Source organism: Granulicella aggregans (assembly GCF_025685565.1).
GTDB classification, from domain to species: Bacteria; Acidobacteriota; Terriglobia; order Terriglobales; family Acidobacteriaceae; genus Edaphobacter; species Edaphobacter aggregans_B.
Map to the genome: position 1 here is coordinate 87,149 of NZ_JAGSYE010000007.1, position 17,924 is coordinate 105,072.

17 protein-coding genes and 1 pseudogene are annotated in these 17,924 nt (G+C 57.9%); 14 read left to right on the top strand and 4 right to left on the bottom strand.

Going from position 1 to position 17,924, the window contains the following annotated elements; all coding sequences use genetic code 11:
- Nucleotides 1-323 precede the first annotated feature (323 nt).
- The 13 genes and pseudogenes from OHL18_RS22545 to OHL18_RS22605 all read left to right on the top strand — a co-directional run bounded on the left by OHL18_RS22545 (nucleotide 324) and on the right by OHL18_RS22605 (nucleotide 15,117).
- On the top strand, nucleotides 324-1,151 hold the full coding sequence (locus OHL18_RS22545) for a HipA domain-containing protein (protein ID WP_263377131.1): 828 nt from the start codon (nucleotides 324-326) through the stop codon (nucleotides 1,149-1,151).
- Nucleotides 1,152-1,271: 120 nt separating this feature from the next.
- Complete coding sequence (locus tag OHL18_RS22550) at nucleotides 1,272-1,727, top strand: DUF3037 domain-containing protein (RefSeq protein ID WP_263377132.1); 456 nt, start codon at nucleotides 1,272-1,274, stop codon at nucleotides 1,725-1,727.
- A 346-nt stretch (nucleotides 1,728-2,073) separates the two neighbouring features.
- Nucleotides 2,074-3,248 (top strand): IS3 family transposase gene (locus OHL18_RS22555; protein WP_396275123.1). Its coding sequence is split into 2 segments (ribosomal slippage): nucleotides 2,074-2,326 and nucleotides 2,326-3,248, totalling 1,176 coding nucleotides; the frame shifts between segments, so codons are not numbered across the junction.
- A gap of 75 nt (nucleotides 3,249-3,323) precedes the next feature.
- Nucleotides 3,324-4,030 (top strand): annotated as a pseudogene (locus OHL18_RS22560) (IS6 family transposase).
- A 313-nt stretch (nucleotides 4,031-4,343) separates the two neighbouring features.
- Nucleotides 4,344-5,252 carry a sugar phosphate isomerase/epimerase family protein gene (locus OHL18_RS22565; protein WP_263377133.1) on the top strand — a complete coding sequence of 303 codons (909 nt, stop codon included), beginning with the start codon at nucleotides 4,344-4,346 and terminating at the stop codon, nucleotides 5,250-5,252.
- A 5-nt stretch (nucleotides 5,253-5,257) separates the two neighbouring features.
- On the top strand, nucleotides 5,258-6,457 hold the full coding sequence (locus OHL18_RS22570) for a Gfo/Idh/MocA family protein (protein WP_263377134.1): 1,200 nt from the start codon (nucleotides 5,258-5,260) through the stop codon (nucleotides 6,455-6,457).
- Between the two features lie 18 nt (nucleotides 6,458-6,475).
- The gene (gene ssuD, locus OHL18_RS22575; protein WP_263377135.1) at nucleotides 6,476-7,618 is read left to right on the top strand and encodes an FMNH2-dependent alkanesulfonate monooxygenase; all 1,143 of its coding nucleotides are present in this window, start codon (nucleotides 6,476-6,478) and stop codon (nucleotides 7,616-7,618) included.
- Entirely contained in the window at nucleotides 7,618-8,913 is a 1,296-nt protein-coding gene (locus OHL18_RS22580) for an MFS transporter (RefSeq protein WP_263377136.1), read from the top strand. The genes ssuD and OHL18_RS22580 overlap by 1 nt, the downstream gene beginning before the upstream one ends.
- A 38-nt stretch (nucleotides 8,914-8,951) precedes the next feature.
- Nucleotides 8,952-9,797 carry a sugar phosphate isomerase/epimerase family protein gene (locus OHL18_RS22585; protein ID WP_263377137.1) on the top strand — a complete coding sequence of 282 codons (846 nt, stop codon included), beginning with the start codon at nucleotides 8,952-8,954 and terminating at the stop codon, nucleotides 9,795-9,797.
- Nucleotides 9,798-10,105: 308 nt separating this feature from the next.
- A complete protein-coding gene (locus OHL18_RS22590; RefSeq protein WP_263377138.1) occupies nucleotides 10,106-13,318 on the top strand; it encodes a TonB-dependent receptor in 3,213 nt (1,070 codons plus the stop codon).
- A gap of 928 nt (nucleotides 13,319-14,246) precedes the next feature.
- On the top strand, nucleotides 14,247-14,495 hold the full coding sequence (locus OHL18_RS22595) for a hypothetical protein (protein ID WP_263377139.1): 249 nt from the start codon (nucleotides 14,247-14,249) through the stop codon (nucleotides 14,493-14,495).
- Between the two features lie 46 nt (nucleotides 14,496-14,541).
- A complete protein-coding gene (locus OHL18_RS22600; RefSeq protein WP_263377140.1) occupies nucleotides 14,542-14,811 on the top strand; it encodes a hypothetical protein in 270 nt (89 codons plus the stop codon).
- Between the two features lie 18 nt (nucleotides 14,812-14,829).
- Nucleotides 14,830-15,117: a hypothetical protein gene (locus OHL18_RS22605; protein WP_263377141.1), complete on the top strand. Its 288-nt coding sequence runs from the start codon at nucleotides 14,830-14,832 to the stop codon at nucleotides 15,115-15,117.
- Nucleotides 15,118-15,121: 4 nt separating this feature from the next.
- On the opposite strand, the gene xth is transcribed toward OHL18_RS22605, so the two are convergent.
- The 4 genes from xth to OHL18_RS22625 all read right to left on the bottom strand — a co-directional run bounded on the left by xth (nucleotide 15,122) and on the right by OHL18_RS22625 (nucleotide 17,234).
- Nucleotides 15,122-15,973: an exodeoxyribonuclease III gene (gene xth / locus OHL18_RS22610; protein WP_263377142.1), complete on the bottom strand. Its 852-nt coding sequence runs from the start codon at nucleotides 15,971-15,973 to the stop codon at nucleotides 15,122-15,124.
- Nucleotides 15,931-16,212 (bottom strand): hypothetical protein, encoded by a 282-nt coding sequence (locus OHL18_RS22615; protein WP_263377143.1) that lies wholly within the window; start codon nucleotides 16,210-16,212, stop codon nucleotides 15,931-15,933. The genes xth and OHL18_RS22615 overlap by 43 nt, the downstream gene beginning before the upstream one ends.
- Nucleotides 16,213-16,307: 95 nt before the next feature.
- Nucleotides 16,308-16,991 (bottom strand): SOS response-associated peptidase, encoded by a 684-nt coding sequence (locus OHL18_RS22620; protein WP_263377144.1) that lies wholly within the window; start codon nucleotides 16,989-16,991, stop codon nucleotides 16,308-16,310.
- A gap of 3 nt (nucleotides 16,992-16,994) precedes the next feature.
- On the bottom strand, nucleotides 16,995-17,234 hold the full coding sequence (locus OHL18_RS22625) for a hypothetical protein (protein WP_263377145.1): 240 nt from the start codon (nucleotides 17,232-17,234) through the stop codon (nucleotides 16,995-16,997).
- A gap of 153 nt (nucleotides 17,235-17,387) precedes the next feature.
- Between OHL18_RS22625 and OHL18_RS22630 the strand changes: the two genes are divergently transcribed.
- On the top strand, nucleotides 17,388-17,600 hold the full coding sequence (locus OHL18_RS22630) for a hypothetical protein (RefSeq protein ID WP_263377146.1): 213 nt from the start codon (nucleotides 17,388-17,390) through the stop codon (nucleotides 17,598-17,600).
- Nucleotides 17,601-17,924: the final 324 nt, after the last annotated feature.

Genomic DNA, 17,924 nt, shown 5'->3' on the forward strand with positions numbered 1-17,924 from the left:
TCAGGGCGCACTTCAGTCTTGTTAGCCAAAATATCCTCAGCTACTTTCGAACCGCTAAATTCTATTCACAAATGGAGATATACCAATGGAAAAGCCCGCCTGCCCGAAATGTGGTTCAAGCCGCACAGGTCGCACGGAACGTAAAGGGTATATCGAGCAAGTCGTGATGCCGATGCTAGGCTTCTTTCCTTGGGAGTGCCACGCCTGCTGGAAGGGATTCCTCGCTCCGGATCGAGGCGATAGACCTCGCAACGTTCGGAGCGATAGAGAACGAGCGTGACTACTGCACACTAACCTTCGCGAACATGCTGGCGGGGTAGACTATGGCGATTCTTGCAGTGCAGGCAATCCGCAAAATGAGGGGAGGCTCTCAAGCTCATCTCATGCTCGGCGCAGATGGAAACCCGTGGGTTGTTAAGTTTCAGAACAATCCGCAAAATCTTCGCGTCCTCGCCAACGAGTTCATCGTATCGAGTCTGGCATCGGTGGCAGGTCTAACCGTACCTGAGTTTGGCGTGATTGAATTAGACCCATGGCTCGCCTCTCATTCAACAAACCTTGAGATGGACTTCGGCAGAGGCCGCCTTGAACGATGTCGCCCTGGACTACATTTCGGATCGCGATTTATTTCGAAAGCGATCGACGTTCTCACACCGGATCGACTGCGAGAGGTTAATAACCTCGCCGAGTTCTCTGGCATCCTGGCCCTCGACAAGTGGACCAATAACTGCGACTGGCGACAGGTGGTCTTCTCAAAAAAAAGTACGAGGTCGAAATACGATGTCGCCTTCATTGATCACGGCTACTGCTTTGGCGAAGCGGAATGGAAGTTTGAGGATGCTCCGTTGCGCGGGATCTACAGACTCAACGCAGTCTACGGTCCAGTGACGGGCTGGTCCAGCTTTTCCCCTTGGCTTGAACGCTTTGAGGAAATGTCTCCCGAAACGATCTGGAAGATCGTAGAGGCAGTGCCCCCGGAGTGGTTCGGAGCAGACAAGGATGCAGCGGACACGCTTGTTGATCGCCTGATTCGCCGCCGCTCTCGAATCAGGGAACTCATCCTAGCATTCAGAAACTCGGATCGCACTCCCTTCCCGAACTGGACAGCCACACAAAGCTCGCCGCGCCGCTACGCCAAAAAACATTCATGAATCTGATATCGGGAGTGAGTGGGTTGGCAGTACAATCTCGGTAATAATCTGGCTGTGACGGCTGAAGCTGGTCGTGTTGTTCGGCCATAATAGCTTCACTGCCTTTCCAGGAGCCGCTCCTTGAGCGACCGTGTCCCGTGCGAGTTCTTTCTCATTCGCTACGTCCCAAACGTAGTAAGGGGAGAGTTTGTGAACATCGGTGTCATCCTGCGGCAGGTCCGGGAGGATGGGACTAAAGCAGACGATGTAATCGTCCGCTTTACTCGCGATTGGGCCCGTGTCCGATGTCTCGATCCTGACGCGGATATCGAACTCCTTGAATCACTTGAAGCTGAGTTTGCAAACCGCTTAGTGGAGGATCTCGCGGCTTTCCCGGCGGTTACAGATGACCTAAACGACTTTCTCGCGGACGTGGAGGAGCGATTCCTGGAGCAGTACGCGGTTACGAGGGTTCTTGCCGAGTTCAGCAATACTCTCTCAAACTCAATCCAGATGACCGAACCGCACGCCTCCCTCGCACGATCAATGCCAGAAGAGGTCGAAAAACTGATGCAGATGTACGTAGAATCGGCGTGAAAATCGGCTTTCAGAGTGGCGGACGAGCCCTTTACTTGGGCCGTTCACGTTCAAATAGCGTCGCAATATCATTGGCGAGATCCTCAGTTCCGTAAGCGCCAAACATGATTTGCTGCTGCTTCAACAAACCGTCAAGTTAAAGTCGCCCCATTTCCAGAAGAGTGCTCTTCTCATGATGTGACAAAATACCAGTTTGATATGCTTCGAGCGCCAGCGCGATCAGGGCTACCCGCCTTGGATCTGGCATTTGCATCAGATTGTCCGGCAATTCAACTGACCTGCTCCCTGTAATTTCTTCCAATTGAAGTTGGAGCTCTCTCGTAAATTATTTGAGAGGACGGAAGCGATGAAGAAGAGCCGGTATACGGAAGAGCAGATTATCGGGATTTTGAAGCAGGGCGAGGCTGGGGTGAAGACAGCGGATCTGTGTCGTGAGCACGGGATCAGCGCGGCGACGTTCTATGGCTGGAAGCAGAAGTATGGTGGGATGGAAGTCGCCGAGGCGCAGCGGTTGAAGGCGCTGGAGGACGAGAACCGCCGCCTGAAAATGCTGGTGGCGGAGCTGAGTCTACATGGCGAAGCTCTGAAGGGTGTGATCCGAAAAAACGGCTGGAGCTTGCCGGTCTAAGAGCTGATGTGGCGTTCGCTCAGGCTGAACATGGCCTGAGCGAACGCACGGCCTGCAAGCTGCTGGGCGTGGAGCGGTCGAGTTACCGGTATGAACCGAGACCAGACCGCAACGCGGAGTTGCGAGAAGAGTTGGTGACGCTGGCGCGGCAGAAGCCGCGCTACGGCTATCGTCGTCTGCACGCGTTGTTGAGTCGCAGAGGTTACGAGGTGAACGTGAAGCGGGTCTATCGGCTGTATGTGGAAGAGCGGCTGATGGTGCGACGCAAGAGACGCAAGCGTATGGTGCGCGATCGCAGCGCCGAGCCTCGGTTGACGGCGCCCAACCAGGAGTGGGCGATGGACTTCATCGTCGACGGTCTGGCGACCGGTCGGATGGTGCGGATCCTCAGTGTGGTCGATGCCTATACGCGCGAGTGCCTGGCGCTGGAGGCCGACACCAGCCTCGGCTCGGGCCGCGTGACGCGGGTGCTGGAGCGGGTCATCGCCGAACGTGGCCGGCCAGAGAACGTACGTTCAGATAATGGCCCGGAGTTCACTTCGCGCCGCATGATCGGCTGGGCTGAAGACTGGAAGGTAGGGTTGGTGCACATCCAGATGCAGAACGGCCACGTCGAGAGCTTCCACGGCAGGCTGCGCGACGAGTGCCTCAACGCAACGTGGTTCCGGACACTGAACGACGTGCGGTGTACTCTGGCCACTTGGCGCGAGGAGTACAACTGCGAGCGGCCCCACAGCTCGCTGGACCACCGCACGCCACAGGAGTTCAGACAGCAGTACGGCTATGCGGATGTGGAAAGCAAAGAACGCTTCCCACATCCGCACAGCCGCGGCGGCGGCGAGATCATCTCGACGCTAAAACAAAACTGGGAAACTCCAGTGATCAATGGGTGAGAAAAAGGGGGCACGTCAGATGCACGCGGGGTTCGCATGGCATAGTCAACTCAGCGTGTGTGAGAAGCTGAGGCGGTGAGCACACATGACAGGTACCGTCGGCACCGTTTTCCGATTGAGGTGGTGGAGCAGTGCGTATGGCTGTACTACCGGTTCTCCCTAAGCTTCCGCGACGTCGAGGAGATGATGGCCAAGCGAGGGGTCCAGCTCACGTACGAGACGGTTCGGGAATGGTGTCGGAAGTTTGGCCCTCTCTACGCCGCTAAGCTGAGGAATCAACGAGCTAAGATCGGCTCGAAATGGCATCTGGACGAAGTCTTCCTCAAGATCAATGGCGTCCAGCATTACTTGCGGCGAGCCGTGGACCAGAACGAAACTACCATCGACATCCTGGTGCAGCCGCGGCGGGATCGCCGGGCGGCCTTGCGCTTCTTTCGCAAACTGCTGGACACCACGGGGAGAACACCTCGCGTGATCGTTACCGATAAATTGCGAAGCTATGCGGCAGCGAAGCGGCGGATCTTGGCCGAGGTGGAGCATCGGCAAAGTCGCTATCTCAACAACCGGGCCGAGAACTCGCATCAACCCACCCGCGTGCGAGAACGACAGATGAAACGCTTTCAGTCTCCAGAGCACGCACAACGCTTTCTCTCTACCTTCGAGTCGATCAATGCCGCCTTCCGTCCCGCCGTCATCTCTCCTCAGCAACTCGTCGCAGACGGCAACTTACCCAAGCGTTCAATCTCTGGCATAAGACTACCTACGGGATCGCCGTTCCCTAGTGAGCCGCCTCCGCCGCTATCTGCCTTCCGGCACTCTTAGGTTGCGTATCGCAGAGCTAAGTTGACGATGCCCTCCGACGCCCAGTCGTGGCCGCCGATCATGCCGATACTTGACCCGTCGCTCCGACATGCCATAGAGTGAGTTGATGACCACGGTCGAGACAATCTGTGTCCCGTGTGACGCGTCCGCTCCCCGCAGACTCTGTTGTTGCCTCTAGCTCAACACGCTCTCTTCCGCCTTAAGACCTTCCCTAGTTTGCCCTCTCCCCGATACCCTTCGTCACTTGGGTGTTGAAGCACTTTTTGGAGCTCTATGCGATCTACTGTATTCACTCGACGTGCAGCAATCAGCTCGCTCGGCGCGATTGCTCTCACATCTGTTTCCAAGGCTTCACTGTACCGGCCTTTCCTGCAGGCAAATCTCTCTTCCCCTGGCGCAGATCGCATTCGGCTTGGTGTGCAGACCAACGCATGGCAGATCGATCCTCGATCGTTCGACACGTTCTTGTCGGCGCTTGGAGAGATTCGGGACACCGGCTATTCCGGCTTCGAAACAGGATTTATCAATCTCCGCAGTCAGGCAAAGTCGCTCCCGGAGGCCCGGCGGAAGATCGAGGCCACCGGCCTGAAGTTTATCGGGGTTCATATCTTTCTGCCAGAGTACGACGCGCAGACCAACATCGCCCCGGTCGAACTCTACGAGCCGGTGGCGCAGGCTGGCGCGGCTCTCGGAGCGGAGCGCCTCATCTTCAGCGGATCGCCTGCCGTCACGTCGGAAGAGATCAAACGCAAGGGCGACGCCCTGAACCGCGCGGCAGCCTATGCCAAGCCGCTTGGGTTGAAGGTCGCTTACCACAATCATTGGCCGGAGTATAAATACAACGGCAAGGAGATCGAAGCGCTCTACGCGACCACCGACCCCTCGCTGGTCTCGTTCCTCTTGGATGCGGGACACGCCTACCGCACGGGCATCGACCTTCCAGCATTTTTGCGGACCCATCAGCAGCGCATCACGGCCATCCACTTTCGCGATTACCAGAACCATCAGCAGGTGCCGCTCGGGGAGGGTGCCTTCCCGCTCAAGGCGGTGGCGGATGTACTGAAACAAACCGGCTGGAGCGGATGGGCCATGAACGAAGAGGAGCGCGAAGATGGCTCCAAGCAGGGACTGGCGGTCATCCAGCCTGCATTCCATGCACTGAAGGGAGCGTTTCTAGCATGAGGGGCATGAACCGCAGAGAGTTTCTGCAGGCGGGCGGCGCGGTAGCCGCCGTGGCCGCAACTTCGGTGGCCATGACGGCGCGTTCCTACGGACAGATCCTGGGCGCGAACGACCGGGTCGGAGTTGGCATCATTGGTGTCGGACGCCGTGGCCGGATCGTCGGTGCCGCGTTTCTCCAGGACAAACGAACTCGTCTCACCGCGATTGCCGACACCTACGATGTGACCCGTCTGCGCGTGCTGGCAGCGCTGCCACCGGAGATTCCCGAGCCGGCCTCCTTCAACGGGTATGAGGACCTGCTGGCCCGCAAAGATGTGGATGCCGTGCTGATCGCTCCACCCGACCACCTGCATGTAACCGTCGCGAAGACCGCGCTCGCCGCCGGCAAGCACGTCTATCTGGAGAAGCCAACGTTGCACCGCTGGCACGAAAGGCCGGTGTTGGTCGACGCCGCGAAACAACAGCATCGCGTCCTTCAATGCGGCATGCAGCAGCGCAGCGGAGCCCACTATGCGCGCGTGAAAGAAGAGTTCTTCGGCAGCGGCAAGCTGGGCGATGTCGTGGAAGTCCGTGCCGTATGGCATGACTTCTCCTGGCAGCGGCGCGAGATTCCGGATGCGCCGAAGCCCGCCGGGCTCGACTGGGAACGCTTTCTGGGACCGGCGCCAAAGGTCCCCTACAAGACGGTCCGTTACGACTCCTGGCGTTACTTTCACGACTATGGCAACGGTCTCCTGGCGGACATCTTTACCCACTGGGCCGATGTGGCACAGTGGATGCAAGAGGACACTTCGCCGCAGTCGGCCTACGCAACGGGCGGTATCTACAAGCTGCAGGACGGGCGGGAGAATCCGGATACCGTCAGCGCGATCGTCAAGTATGCGAAGTGGAATCTCAACTTTGAGAGCTCCGTACTTCCTCTGCGCAACGACCGTCCGTCCGTTCTCTTCGAGGGCACGAACGGATCGCTCGAACTGGCGCGCGACGGATACGTCTACACTCCACGGCAAGGCGAAGCGGTTCGCTTCGATACCAAGGAAAGCTTGGAGGTCGCGCACGCGAAAAACTTCCTGGATGCCGTGACGCAAGGATCGAAGCTGAACGCCCCACTCGAGACCGGCATCACGGCTTCGGTTCCGGTACTGCTTGCCGTGAAGTCCTATTGGTCCCAGACAGCAGTCACCACTCTTGATACAGAAGCCTAAGGCGGAAAGCATATACCGATGCAGATTTCATGGTTTATCCCAACAACCGGAGATGGCCGCTACCTCAGCAGCAGCCAGGGATCACGGCTCACCGACCTGCCCTACCTGCGGCAGATTGCACAGGCCGTGGACCAGCTCGGCTACTACGCGGTGCTCCTGCCCACGGGTAACTCCTGCGAGGACTCCTGGGTCGTGGCCTCGGCGCTGATGCCAGCCACTGAGAAGCTGCGGTTTCTGGTGGCGATTCGTCCAGGCATCATGTCGCCGGTGGTCGCCGCGCGCATGGCCTCCACCTTTGATCGCCTCTCCAATGGGCGGCTGTTGATCAATATTGTGACCGGGGGCGATCCCAGGGAGGCAGCGGCTGACGGCATCTTTCTGCCGCATGACGAGCGCTATGCGGTCACCGCGGAGTTTCTTCAAATCTGGCGAGAGGTGATGGCCGGAGGCACATCCAACTTCAAAGGAAAACATCTCCACGTCGAAGGCGCAAAGGTCTACTACCCAGCTCTCCAGCATCCGTATCCGACACTTTACTTCGGTGGCTCGTCCAGCGCTGGTATCGACCTCGCGGCGGAGCAGGTGGACGTCTACCTGACCTGGGGCGAGCCGCCCGCGCTGGTGGCCGAGAAGATCTCCCGGGTACGCACCGAGGCTACAAAGCACGGCCGTAAACTGCGCTTCGGTATTCGCCTCCACGTCATCGTGCGTGAGACCGCCGAGGCAGCCTGGCGGGCGGCAAACGAGTTGATTCGCTACGTTGACCGCGATGTCGTCGCGAAGGCTCAGCAGGGTCTTGCCCGCTTCGACTCGGAAGGCCAGAGGCGCATGGCTGAGCTAGTCAAGAGCAGCCCGGAGACGCTGGAGGTAAGTCCCAACCTATGGACTGGTATCGGCCTTGTCCGCAGTGGCGCGGGAACAGCGCTTGTCGGTGATGCGGAGACGGTAGCGCAGCGGATGCTCGAGTACGCCGACCTTGGCATCGACAGCTTCATCCTGTCCGGCTATCCGCACCTCGAAGAGGCCTATCGCGTCAAGGAGTTGCTCTTCCCGTTATTGCCGGTCAAGCATGAGGACGCGACCGCAGCCTCTCGTGAGCGACGGTCGGAAGAGTTCGTCGGCAACGAGTTCCGACCGGTGACAACGAGTCGAAACAACTGATGGAAGTCGCCACGAATGAGATCGCCATCGCGACAGCGGCTCCGCCACAAGGGCGGCGGCGCTGGTTCGTGCTGGCGCTGCTCTTCAGCATCACCGTCATCAACTTCATCGATCGCCAGACGGTCTCCGTGCTGGCGCCGGTCCTCAAGCAAGTGCTGCATCTCACCGATAGCCAGTATGGCCGCGTTGTGGCGGGATTCCAGTTTGGCATGATGACCGGCGAGTTGCCCATGGGAGCCTTGATGGATCGCTGGGGCGTTCGCCTTGGATTGACGAGTGCCGTGCTGTGGTGGTCGGGTGCGACCGCCATGCAGAGCCTCGCACGCACGGGCACGCAGCTCGGACTGACCCGCTTCTGGATGGGTACGGGCGAGTGCGGCAACTACTCCGGCGGTCTGAAGGTTGTCTCACAGCTCTTCTCGCCGCGCGAGCGCACGCTGGCCATCGGGATCTTCAATAGTGGCAGTATGATCGGCGCGACGCTCGCTCCGCCGCTCATCGTGTTTCTGCTCCAGCACTATGGCTTTCGCGCGGCCTTCTTGTCGGTCGCAGTGCTTGGCGTGATCTGGTTGCCGCTGTGGTATTGGATCTATCGCGAGCCAGAATCCGTGGAAAAGGATCGCGGCAGTGGAGAAGATTTCAGTGCCTTCCTTGCTGTGCCAACGCGAGTCTCGATCGCCGATCGCTCACTCTGGGCCATCATGCTTTGCCGGTTCTTTATCGGCCCCGTCATGCAGTTCTACTGGTACTGGATTCCAAGCTATCTCTTCAGCGCTCGTCATCTCTCCATCAGCCAGATCGGCTTTCTTGCGTGGATCCCGTTCCTTCTCGGGGACATCGGCGGCTTCGCCGGGGGGAGTGCCGCTGGCTTGTTGCAACGGCATGGCATGCGCATCGACAGGGTCCGGAAGTGGACCATGTACACCAGCAGCCTGCTCTGCATCGCCAGTTTATTGGTTCCGCTGACTCAGAGTACATCCCTCGCCTTCCTGCTGATCGGCGTCGCGATGCTAGCGGACAACTTCCTCTCGGCCAATATGTTTGGGAGCATGACCGACCTCTTCCCCGAGCATCAGGTTGGCCGTGTCACTGGATTCAGCGGCGTTGCCGCCGGTCTGAGCGGGTTGCTGTTTCCCCTGCTGACCGGAATTGTCGTCGACCGCTTCTCCTACACTCCCATCTTCGTGCTCGTAGCGTTGATGCCGCTTGCCGGGACTGCCGCGCTCTTCATCCTGGGGGAACCTGGCTACAAGCGCATCGCACGCCACAACACAGCGAGAGAGGCGGAGCATTGAAGACTAGAAGAGCTTTCCTTTCGCTTTCAGCAGCGGCTTTGATTGATACCCCTAACTCATTCGGACTGGGCCCGATCAGGAAACCAGCCATCCAGCTTGGTGCACAGACAAATGCATGGCCGATCGATCCCGCCAATTTCGACTCGTTCCTCGGTGTTCTCAAGCAGATTCGCAGTACGGGGTATACCGGCTTTGAGACTGGCTACTTCAATCTCACACCGCATGCCGATAGGGCGAACGAAGTAAGGAAAAGGATCGCCGACACTGGGCTGACGTTCTTCGCGCTACATCTGGCGATTCCGTTCGCGAAATGCGATCCCGAGACCCTTCTGCCGCCGGAATCGCTTTACAGGCCGACGGCGGAGTTGGCCCTCGCGGTCGGGGCGCAGCATCTCGTGCTCAGTGGCGCTCCGGCCAAATCCGCTGACAAGGTAAGACAAAAGGTCGCAGGACTGGTTCGTGCCGCCGAGTTCGGTTCCAGCCTCGGGCTGCCCGTGCTCTACCATAACCACGACTGGGAGTTCACTTCGCAGTTGCATGAGATAGACTCGCTCTTCGACGAAACGAACAGCACACCGGTTCGCTTCCTGCTCGACATCGGTCACGCCTTCCACGCCGGCGGCAACGTACTTGCTTTCACAAGCGCTTGGCTTGAACGGATCGCGGCTTTTCATATGCGGGACTACTCCAACGGCAAACAGGTTTCTCTCGGACAGGGCAGCTTCCCGTTGGCGTCCTTTGCCGCCTTGCTGCGCTCTCGCGGATGGGACGGCTGGGTGCTCAACGAAGAGGACAGCGATGGCAAGGAGAAGCTTGGGCTGGTTGTAATCGATCCCGCGTACCGGGCTCTCGAGGCCGCATTCTCAAAGGGGATTTCACGTTGAAGCAATTGCAGATGCAATGCTGCTGTGTTAAAGTTTGTCCATGAACACACCTAAGGGAAATCAGCTTTTCATCGCAGGCACGCATCCCCGCGTCCGCGCTGAGTTCCTGGTTGTTCGCACTTGTTGTTGTTGCCGACAGACCCTGTAGACAACGGCATTTCATCCAGTCGGTACCCTCAAATTAGGTTGACCTCTGTTCCTTGAACACCGCGCTCTGCGGTGGGATCGCTCTTGATGAGCGTCGTGTCTGTCCACATATTTTCATACTCAAAATAGAGCCTCGTTTCCCTTCCCTTTGGAGGATTTGCATGTCGTTCCGTCGCACTCTTGTTCTCATGCTCGCCTTGGTTCTGCCAACGGCCCTTGCCACAACCGGCTTTGCTCAGGCCATTGGCAGTATCCGTGGTACCGTCGTCGATCGCACCTCAGCACTTGTCCCGGGGGCCCAGGTCACGGTGACGAGCGCGACCACGGGAGTAACGCGCACGGCAACCACCAATCAGACAGGCATCTTTGTCTTTCCCGATGTGCCTATCGGAGAGTATCAACTACAGATCGCAAAGCCGGGCTTCCGCTCCGAACAGCGTAGCGGTCTGACCCTGCTTACAGGCCAGGTTATCGACCTGCAGCTTTCACTCACTGCAGGCGGCTCGGCTCAAACCGTAGACGTCGTTGCCTCCACTGCGCTCCTCGAGACAGGATCATCTGCCGTCAACACGACGATCGATGGGAAGGAGATAAAGGACCTGCCCCTCAATGGCCGCAACGCTCTGCAGCTCACAACATTGACGCCGGGTACCGCGCTCACTTCGACCGGAACCGAATCTGGCCAACAGGACAACGTCGGCCTTGTCGTAAACGGTCTTCGTCCAACGGAAAACACCTATCTGCTGGACAACGCTGTCTACAACGACCGTTTCTTCGACTCAGTCCCGATTCTCCCGAGTCCTGATGCCTTACAGGAGTTCACAATTCAGTCCTCGAACTACAGCGCCGAGTATCCAGGTGCTGGCTCGCTGGTCCAGCTTTCGACGCGGTCGGGGACGAATAAATTCCACGGTTCGGCCTACGAGTACCTGCGCAATACGGTGCTGAACGCTTATAACCACTTTCCCGCAACAACAAGCTCGCTTGCGCCGATCAAGCCGCCCTTCAAGCTCAATCAATTTGGAGGCACGATCGGCGGCCCTATCCTCCGCGACCGAACGTTCTTCTTCTTCTCCGCAGAAGACCAGGAGCAGCGTTCCTCCACCAATCCTGTGACCTTCTTCATACCCACGGCCGCCGAAATGAACGGCAACTTCAGTGCGCTCACGGTGCAACTGAAGGACCCCGTTACGGGAACTCCTTATGCAGGCAACATTGTTACCCGCGCCGCAAGTCCGCTATCCCTCGCCGTGTACAACACCTATCTTGCGGGCCTCAGCGCCAACTCTGCCGGGCAGGTCACACTCAGCCCCAACAACAACATCGACAGCACGCAATACCTTGTCAAGATCGACCACGAACTGAGCAGCAGCAATCATCTCAGCGGACGCTACTTCTACAACCAAGACAACTTCCAACGATCGTTTACCGCGCCGACGGGCTTCTATGCGGCGAACCTCTTTCGCAATCAATCGCTCGAGATCAGCGATACGCAGACCATTAGCCCGACGCTGACCGGAACGGTCACTATCTCCGCGGGTAGGTTCGCCCGCACCCAGATTCCAGAAGCGCCGGGCCTGAAGTCGCTGCAGGATCTCGGCCAGAACGTTGCACTCGGCACAAACGTGCCGATCTTCCCTGGCATTCGCGACAATATCTCCGGCTACGTTGACGTCTTCTCGGGCGGGGCCTTGACACAGGATTCCACCACTTTCGACGAAAAGGCGACGATCGTCAAAGTGCTCCGCGCCCACACTCTTAGCTTTGGCGGCGAGTTCGAGCGGACTCGCATCAACGCAAACGACTTCTCCTTCACCCCTGGAGATAACCAGTTCACGGGCGCGCGAACCGGCTCTGCTCTTTCCGACTTCTACCTGGGCTATGAATCGACATTCACCCAGGACAATGGGCGAACCTTCTATCTGCGGGAGAATCGCCCTGCGCTCTTTGTGCAGGATGACTGGAAGGCCACGCGCGATCTCACCATCAACGCGGGGCTTCGCTGGGAGCCGTGGCTGCCTCCGACGGATCTGAACTCTTCGCTCGTCGGCTTCGTTCCTGGATATCAATCCACCGTTGCTCCTGGCGCCCCGGTCGGCCTTCAGTTCATCGGCGATCCGGGAGTTCAATCCTCTATCTATCGCAACCACTGGAAGAACCTCGGTCCGCGCATCGGTTTCGCCTACAACATCGGCGGATCCAACAAGCTGGTCATACGTGGCGCCTATGGTATCTTTTACGGCTTCCCGGAAGGACTTCTGTACCAACGTACCGATCAGAGCCAGCCACGCGACACCGCTGTGTCCATCCCCAATCCAGCAAACCCGTGGGACAACCTCTTCGCCGGCACCACCGATCCCTTCCCTGCGGCCCACATACCGCTGAGCCAGTTCTCGACTTACGTCTTCAAACTACCCGTTGCGGGAGGAGTTCTCGATCCTACCTCCAACGTCGCCACCATCCAGGACCGCAATCTTACGATTGAGTATCAGGTCAACAATACGACCGCAGTCTCTGTGGCCTACGTCGGCAACCACGCGGAGCATATCATGGGATCGCGTCAGTTCAATCCGGCGGTGTACGGTGCGGGGGCCACACTGGGGAACGAGCAACTGCGCCGCGTGTATCAAGGGCTTGGTGCGGTCGAGATGGCCAGCTCCTATGAATACGCCTACTATGACGCGCTACAGCTAAACGTCACGCGCCGCGTGTCGAATGGGCTGCACGTCCTGACGAACTTTACCTACGGAAAGATCATCGACAACACTTCTAGCGCGACCGAGGGCAACACCGGACCGCCGAATCCTTTCAACCTCAATAGCTCTCGAGGACCCGCCGACTACGACGTGAAGCTCCGCTACAACCTCGCGCTCAACTACGACGTGTACCGTTTCAATGTCTCTCGCTTTGCGGGGGCCTTCGTCAACGGTTGGCAGTTGAACACGATTCTCAACGCATCTACAGGAACGCCTATCACTGTGCTCAGCGGCACAGACCGATCGCTCTCGGGCGTAGGAAACGACTATGCCGATTACGTCCCCGGGCAGACGATCGCACGCCCCGCCGGTGTCAGCCTGCTGAAGCAATACTTCAACAAGGCAGCGTTCCAGCAGGCGGCCATTGGCACCTTCGGGGACACCAGCCGCGGCATACTTCGTGGCCCCGGATACTTGGAGGTGGATGCGTCCGCATTCAAGTCAATCCCCGTCACGGAGCTTGTCCGTCTCCAATTCCGCACTGAAGCGTTCAACGTGATCAATCGCGCCAACTACTCGAACCCCGGGTCGACCGTAGCGTCGGCAGCCACGTTTGGGGCGATCACAGCTGCTGCGGCACCGCGCGTACTGCAATTCGCATTGCGTGTGGAGTTCTAGCTTGTGGGAGATGACAACGCGTGTCCCTGGTCTGTCCTGGGGGCACGCATCGCCATCTGTGATATTGAATGTCCTTCGCAAGTGCAGGCTGTGGGGAAACATGGACTGAAAGGCAGGCCGAAGGCCGGAGAAAGCGAATACCTGGAGCTGCACGGAGTGTTTTCCATCGGCTTGCACGCGCCAGGGACGGACTCCATCAGCAGGTCTGGTTACGTCGCTTGCGCGCCAACGCGGGGATTGCCTCTGAAGTTGCTGTTGCTTGTTCTCAGGGCGTTGCGGGGTGTCCCCGCAGAGGAGGGTGATGGAAGACGGCAGCGCCGGCTGAAATCAGGGAGGAGACTTCCGCCCTCACTTCACTTTGTCTTCGTTCCTAAGGCCACGCGAAACTCACCAACTGAAGTGTTGGTTCTCTAAGATAAGAGCAATGAAGCGTACTGCTCTCTCCTTGATCCTGATCTTGTTTGTTGTCTTTGGAATCGGTTTTCTGTCGTTGATTCGGAAGGATATGCGGAACGGCGATGTTCACCAGTCGACACAGCCGCATGTCGAGCAGCATCGGCGGCGCGATGAGCGAGGGACATCCGGAACCGGCCAGACTTCCAAGAATCGAAGTGAGAGGAGTGAGGCTTGCTCAAGTCTCGGTGTGACGTGTGCTTCGCAATACTTTGCTGCGTGGACATGGCCTGCGGACGGCAGCTGCCAAGCGAGACTTCGGGGCGGATACCCTGAACCGGATCCACGATGCACGCCGGGCGGTGTTGTTCCCGGCATCACCGCTGATACTTTACGCGATCCATCCTGGCGGACACGGTGTATCCGCAACTGCCAAAGCAGCGAAGTTCAAGAACGTGATACCTATGCCTGGTACGCTCTACCTCGCCCTGACAACAACTCAGGCAAGAATCAGACCTGTGAGCTGGATCACCTCGTGCCGTTGGAACTCGGCGGCGCGGATGGCATGGGCAACATATGGCCGGAGTGTGGGCCAGCTGATGTCACACTCCGCGAGCGCTACTTCAAGCAGAAGGATCTCGTTGAAAACTATCTCGCCGCGAAAGTCCGTTCGGGAGAGATGCCGATCGGCAAAGCGCAGCGTGGCATCGCCTCCGATTGGGTTCAGTATTTGACGGTCGCTCGAGCCCATTGCGGGCAAGCGCGGTGTGATGCCACAGATTGAGGCGCGGCAAACTCCTGGCTGGCGGCTATGATGTGAATCTGAAAAGATGAAGCGGCGAATTTGTTCGTACGACATGGTCGAAGTCCCGGACGAATCGTATGTCGTCACCGACGACATTGGCGAGATCTATCTGTGCGACTCGCGCTGCCTTTGTGTCTGGGCGGTGTTGCTGGCAACCAAGCCGAACCTGGATGAGAAGATTAAGACTCAAGCGGTCACACTGAGACTTCCAAACCGGGAAGAGATAACTTTTGACACCATCTCCGGTCTGGCTTTATGGGCTACATCGAACGCATTACACCGCGCTGAAAGTTGAGGCGGGAAAGAGACAAACATGTTATTCAGACTGGTTTTCAACAAAACGATGCAAGGCCCACTGCGCGTTTCCGCCACGGCGGTTCGCGGATTGGACCATGTTCTATCGATCTACGACAATGACGAGGCATTCACACGCCTGCTTGAACATTCGGAGCTCGATGCGGAAACAATAGGTTCTCTGAAGGGGTCGGCGGAACTCGCGTATGGGTCACAGAACACCCCAACCTGCTGTGAAGAGGTTGAGCTGACCGAAGCGCAGCTCAACATCCTCAGACTTGGCGAAGCCAAGAGGCTTTACGCCTGATTCGCTATCGCAAGGTGAGCAGGACCGGCGTGTGATCGGAAGGCTTTGGCTGAGCCCGCGGTCCCTTGTCGATTTCGCACGCTTCGATGCGTGGCCGAAGCGACGGGGACACTAGAAAGTGGTCGATTCTGATGCCGCGGTTGTTCTCAAAGGCCTGTCGAAAGTAGTCCCAGAACGTGAATTGCCCGGCCTCTTCATGCAACGACCGAAAGGCGTCCGTATAGCCCATATCCAGCATGGCACGGTAGAGCGCACGCGGCTCTGGCTGAAATAGGGCATCGTGAACCCACGAGGCCGGCTTGTGGCAGTCAATGTCCTCGGGGATGACGTTGAAGTCGCCGCCAATCACGGTTGGAACGCCATCAGCTTTCCATTGGCTCATCTTGACCAGCAGCCGTTCCATCCAGGCGAGCTTGTATTCGAACTTTTCGGTGCCGACCGGATTGCCGTTGGGCAGGTAGATATCAACGATGCGAACGCCAGAAACGATCACCTCAAGGTAACGGGCATGCGTGTCTGATTCATCGCCGGACAGCGCATTGCTGACGTGCTCGATTGGCAATCTTGAGAGGATGGCGACACCGTTATAGGCTTTCTGGGTCACGGCGACACTCTCGTAGCCTAAGCCGCTGAAGACCTCCGATGGGAACTCGGTGCCTTTGAGTTCCTGCAAGAGCAAAACGTCCGGCTTCTGAGACATCAGCCAATTCATTACGTGCTCTAAACGCGCCTTGATCGAGTTCACATTCCAGCTGGCGATTACGATGGTGATCCCCTTTTCTTGAGTGGCGGTCGTTGTTCCAATATGTTCGTTCAGCTCGCGTGATTCAGGAGTTCCATCACGATGGCCTCCCATTCCGCATGGAGATCTCCCGTCTCTGCAGGGCGGCCGGCGCGCCTGTACCAATAGCCGGCATTGCTCGTGTCGCCTTCGGCCCGGTGCAGATACGCGTGTACCCACGCTCCCTCGCGGCTCTCTTCCGACTGGGCGATCTCATGTGCCTGCTCCCACTCTCCTCGCCCAGCGAGCCACAGAGCACGAAGCGCGGGGTGATCGAATCGACCGTCGCTTTCCGCGAACTCTTCAACTGTCATAGGGCTTCGCTTGCTCCATCTCAAGTCTACTTTTGGCAACCGGGTCGGGTCACCGCATTGCGGCCATGTCGTGACATGATCCAGTCGAGCCTGCTCTAAAGACTATCGAAGAGAGATGCTTCTTTCGCTGTCACTGCTGTCCCTGGATCGACACAGGTTGCAGTCATTGCTTCCGCGTCAAAGGGTCTCAGCAGGTCAATCGGAACCCTATCTCCACTGAGCCACCGGGCATATTCGCTAGGTTTGAGAATCGCGGGCATTCGATTGTGGTACTGCTCCAGCAGGGAATTCGGGTCGGTTGTGATGATGGTAAAGCTGTGCAGTTCAGTCTTGTCGGCGGGATTCGTCCAGCCACTCCAGAGACCGGCGAACGCGAAGGGAATACCGCCTCCGACTAGAAACTCGTACTTTGGATTGCCTTTCTTTGCGATATGCTTCCACTCGAAAAAGCTATCCGCTGGAACCAGGCATCTTTTGGCCTCAAGAGAATGCCGCCACATGGGAGCCTTCTCGATGCCTTCTGCCCGCGCATTGAATGTTGTTGGCGGAAACTTGTCCCCCTTCTGCCAGAAGGGAACGAAGCCCCAACGGGCAAGCTCAATCAACGGAGCGCCCTCTTCGTCTGCCCGGATGATCGGCTGAAAGGTGGTGGGGCGGATGTCATCGTTCGGCGTGAGCATCAGCGAGTCGATGCTTGGTCCTTTGACATGAAACGCCTCGGCGATCTGTTGTTTATCTGACTTGCGGCGATAGCGACCACACATGGCGATCTTCTCCACACCCTAAATTTCGTTGCAGGCATGACACGAGAGACAATGACGCGCGAAAGCATCCCATTCGTCCATCCCGGCAAAAGCTTCATTCTCAAAATGCACGAAGTCCTCCGGCCGGATGAACTGGAACGAATCGGGATGGGCGTCGGCAAACGCTTTGAGCAGGATCATACCTTCATGACAGGCCGGGAGGGAGAAGTCCTCTCCTGGTATCGGCTTCCACTGTGATTCGAATTCCTCTTGTGTCATCTCTGCTCTCACACTCCCTTCCTCCAACTGAAGGCAACTGACCATCGCGGTCCTGAAAAGGGCGCGCTATGCCGATCTCGTGGCAATGCAGTGTTCCACAGGCCGCTATTGCGGTTTCGCTTTTTATTCTCCTATACTTCGGCTATGGGGACAATGCCGAGGAGAGAGGCGCGGGAAGAGCAGGCGCGGATCAACGCGAAGTTCGTCTCAACTGTCGTCATCGCCGCGGCCATCATTGTGGCGGTTCGGCTGGGGAGAGAAGACATCGCCCAACCGACGCCTCGGCTTCTTGCTTCCGTCAGTCAGAGTGTAAGCCTGGCGAGAACCATCCTCAATGAAGTGTTGCGTAGATTCCCCGGCGCTTAGGAGACGTATGACTCTCGATTTGAACTTTCAAGATCTCAAGCAGATAGCCCTTCACGGTCGTGTTGTGAAGAATGGCATAACCTTGATCGTCGGCCGGCCCTTGATTCCGGATGTGAAGACGGATGAGACAGGAAATGCGGGAGAGGTTCGGTTCACCGTTGACGAAACAGAGCGCCGCCCGCGAGGTCCTTGGCTGATGAAGCCTTCTCAGGTTCAAGATGCACGGAAGCCGTCGCTAGGGACACAGTCGTGAATGTGACTGGTAGGACAACGAGAGCTTTCACGCTCGAGTGTCCAGGCGCTTTGGCAGATCGATACCGCTTT

Excerpts from the sequence above, each read along its gene's own strand:
- OHL18_RS22545 (WP_263377131.1), top strand. The coding sequence starts at position 324 with ATGGCGATTCTTGCAGTGCAGGCAATCCGCAAAATGAGGGGAGGCTCT.
- OHL18_RS22605 (WP_263377141.1), top strand. The coding sequence starts at position 14,830 with ATGTTATTCAGACTGGTTTTCAACAAAACGATGCAAGGCCCACTGCGC.
- ssuD (WP_263377135.1), top strand. The coding sequence starts at position 6,476 with ATGCAGATTTCATGGTTTATCCCAACAACCGGAGATGGCCGCTACCTC.
- OHL18_RS22600 (WP_263377140.1), top strand. The coding sequence starts at position 14,542 with ATGAAGCGGCGAATTTGTTCGTACGACATGGTCGAAGTCCCGGACGAA.
- OHL18_RS22615 (WP_263377143.1), bottom strand. The coding sequence starts at position 16,212 with ATGACAGTTGAAGAGTTCGCGGAAAGCGACGGTCGATTCGATCACCCC.
- OHL18_RS22625 (WP_263377145.1), bottom strand. The coding sequence starts at position 17,234 with ATGACACAAGAGGAATTCGAATCACAGTGGAAGCCGATACCAGGAGAG.
- OHL18_RS22570 (WP_263377134.1), top strand. The coding sequence starts at position 5,258 with ATGAACCGCAGAGAGTTTCTGCAGGCGGGCGGCGCGGTAGCCGCCGTG.
- OHL18_RS22580 (WP_263377136.1), top strand. The coding sequence starts at position 7,618 with ATGGAAGTCGCCACGAATGAGATCGCCATCGCGACAGCGGCTCCGCCA.
- OHL18_RS22590 (WP_263377138.1), top strand. The coding sequence starts at position 10,106 with ATGTCGTTCCGTCGCACTCTTGTTCTCATGCTCGCCTTGGTTCTGCCA.
- OHL18_RS22630 (WP_263377146.1), top strand. The coding sequence starts at position 17,388 with ATGCCGAGGAGAGAGGCGCGGGAAGAGCAGGCGCGGATCAACGCGAAG.
- xth (WP_263377142.1), bottom strand. The coding sequence starts at position 15,973 with ATGGGAGGCCATCGTGATGGAACTCCTGAATCACGCGAGCTGAACGAA.
- OHL18_RS22565 (WP_263377133.1), top strand. The coding sequence starts at position 4,344 with ATGCGATCTACTGTATTCACTCGACGTGCAGCAATCAGCTCGCTCGGC.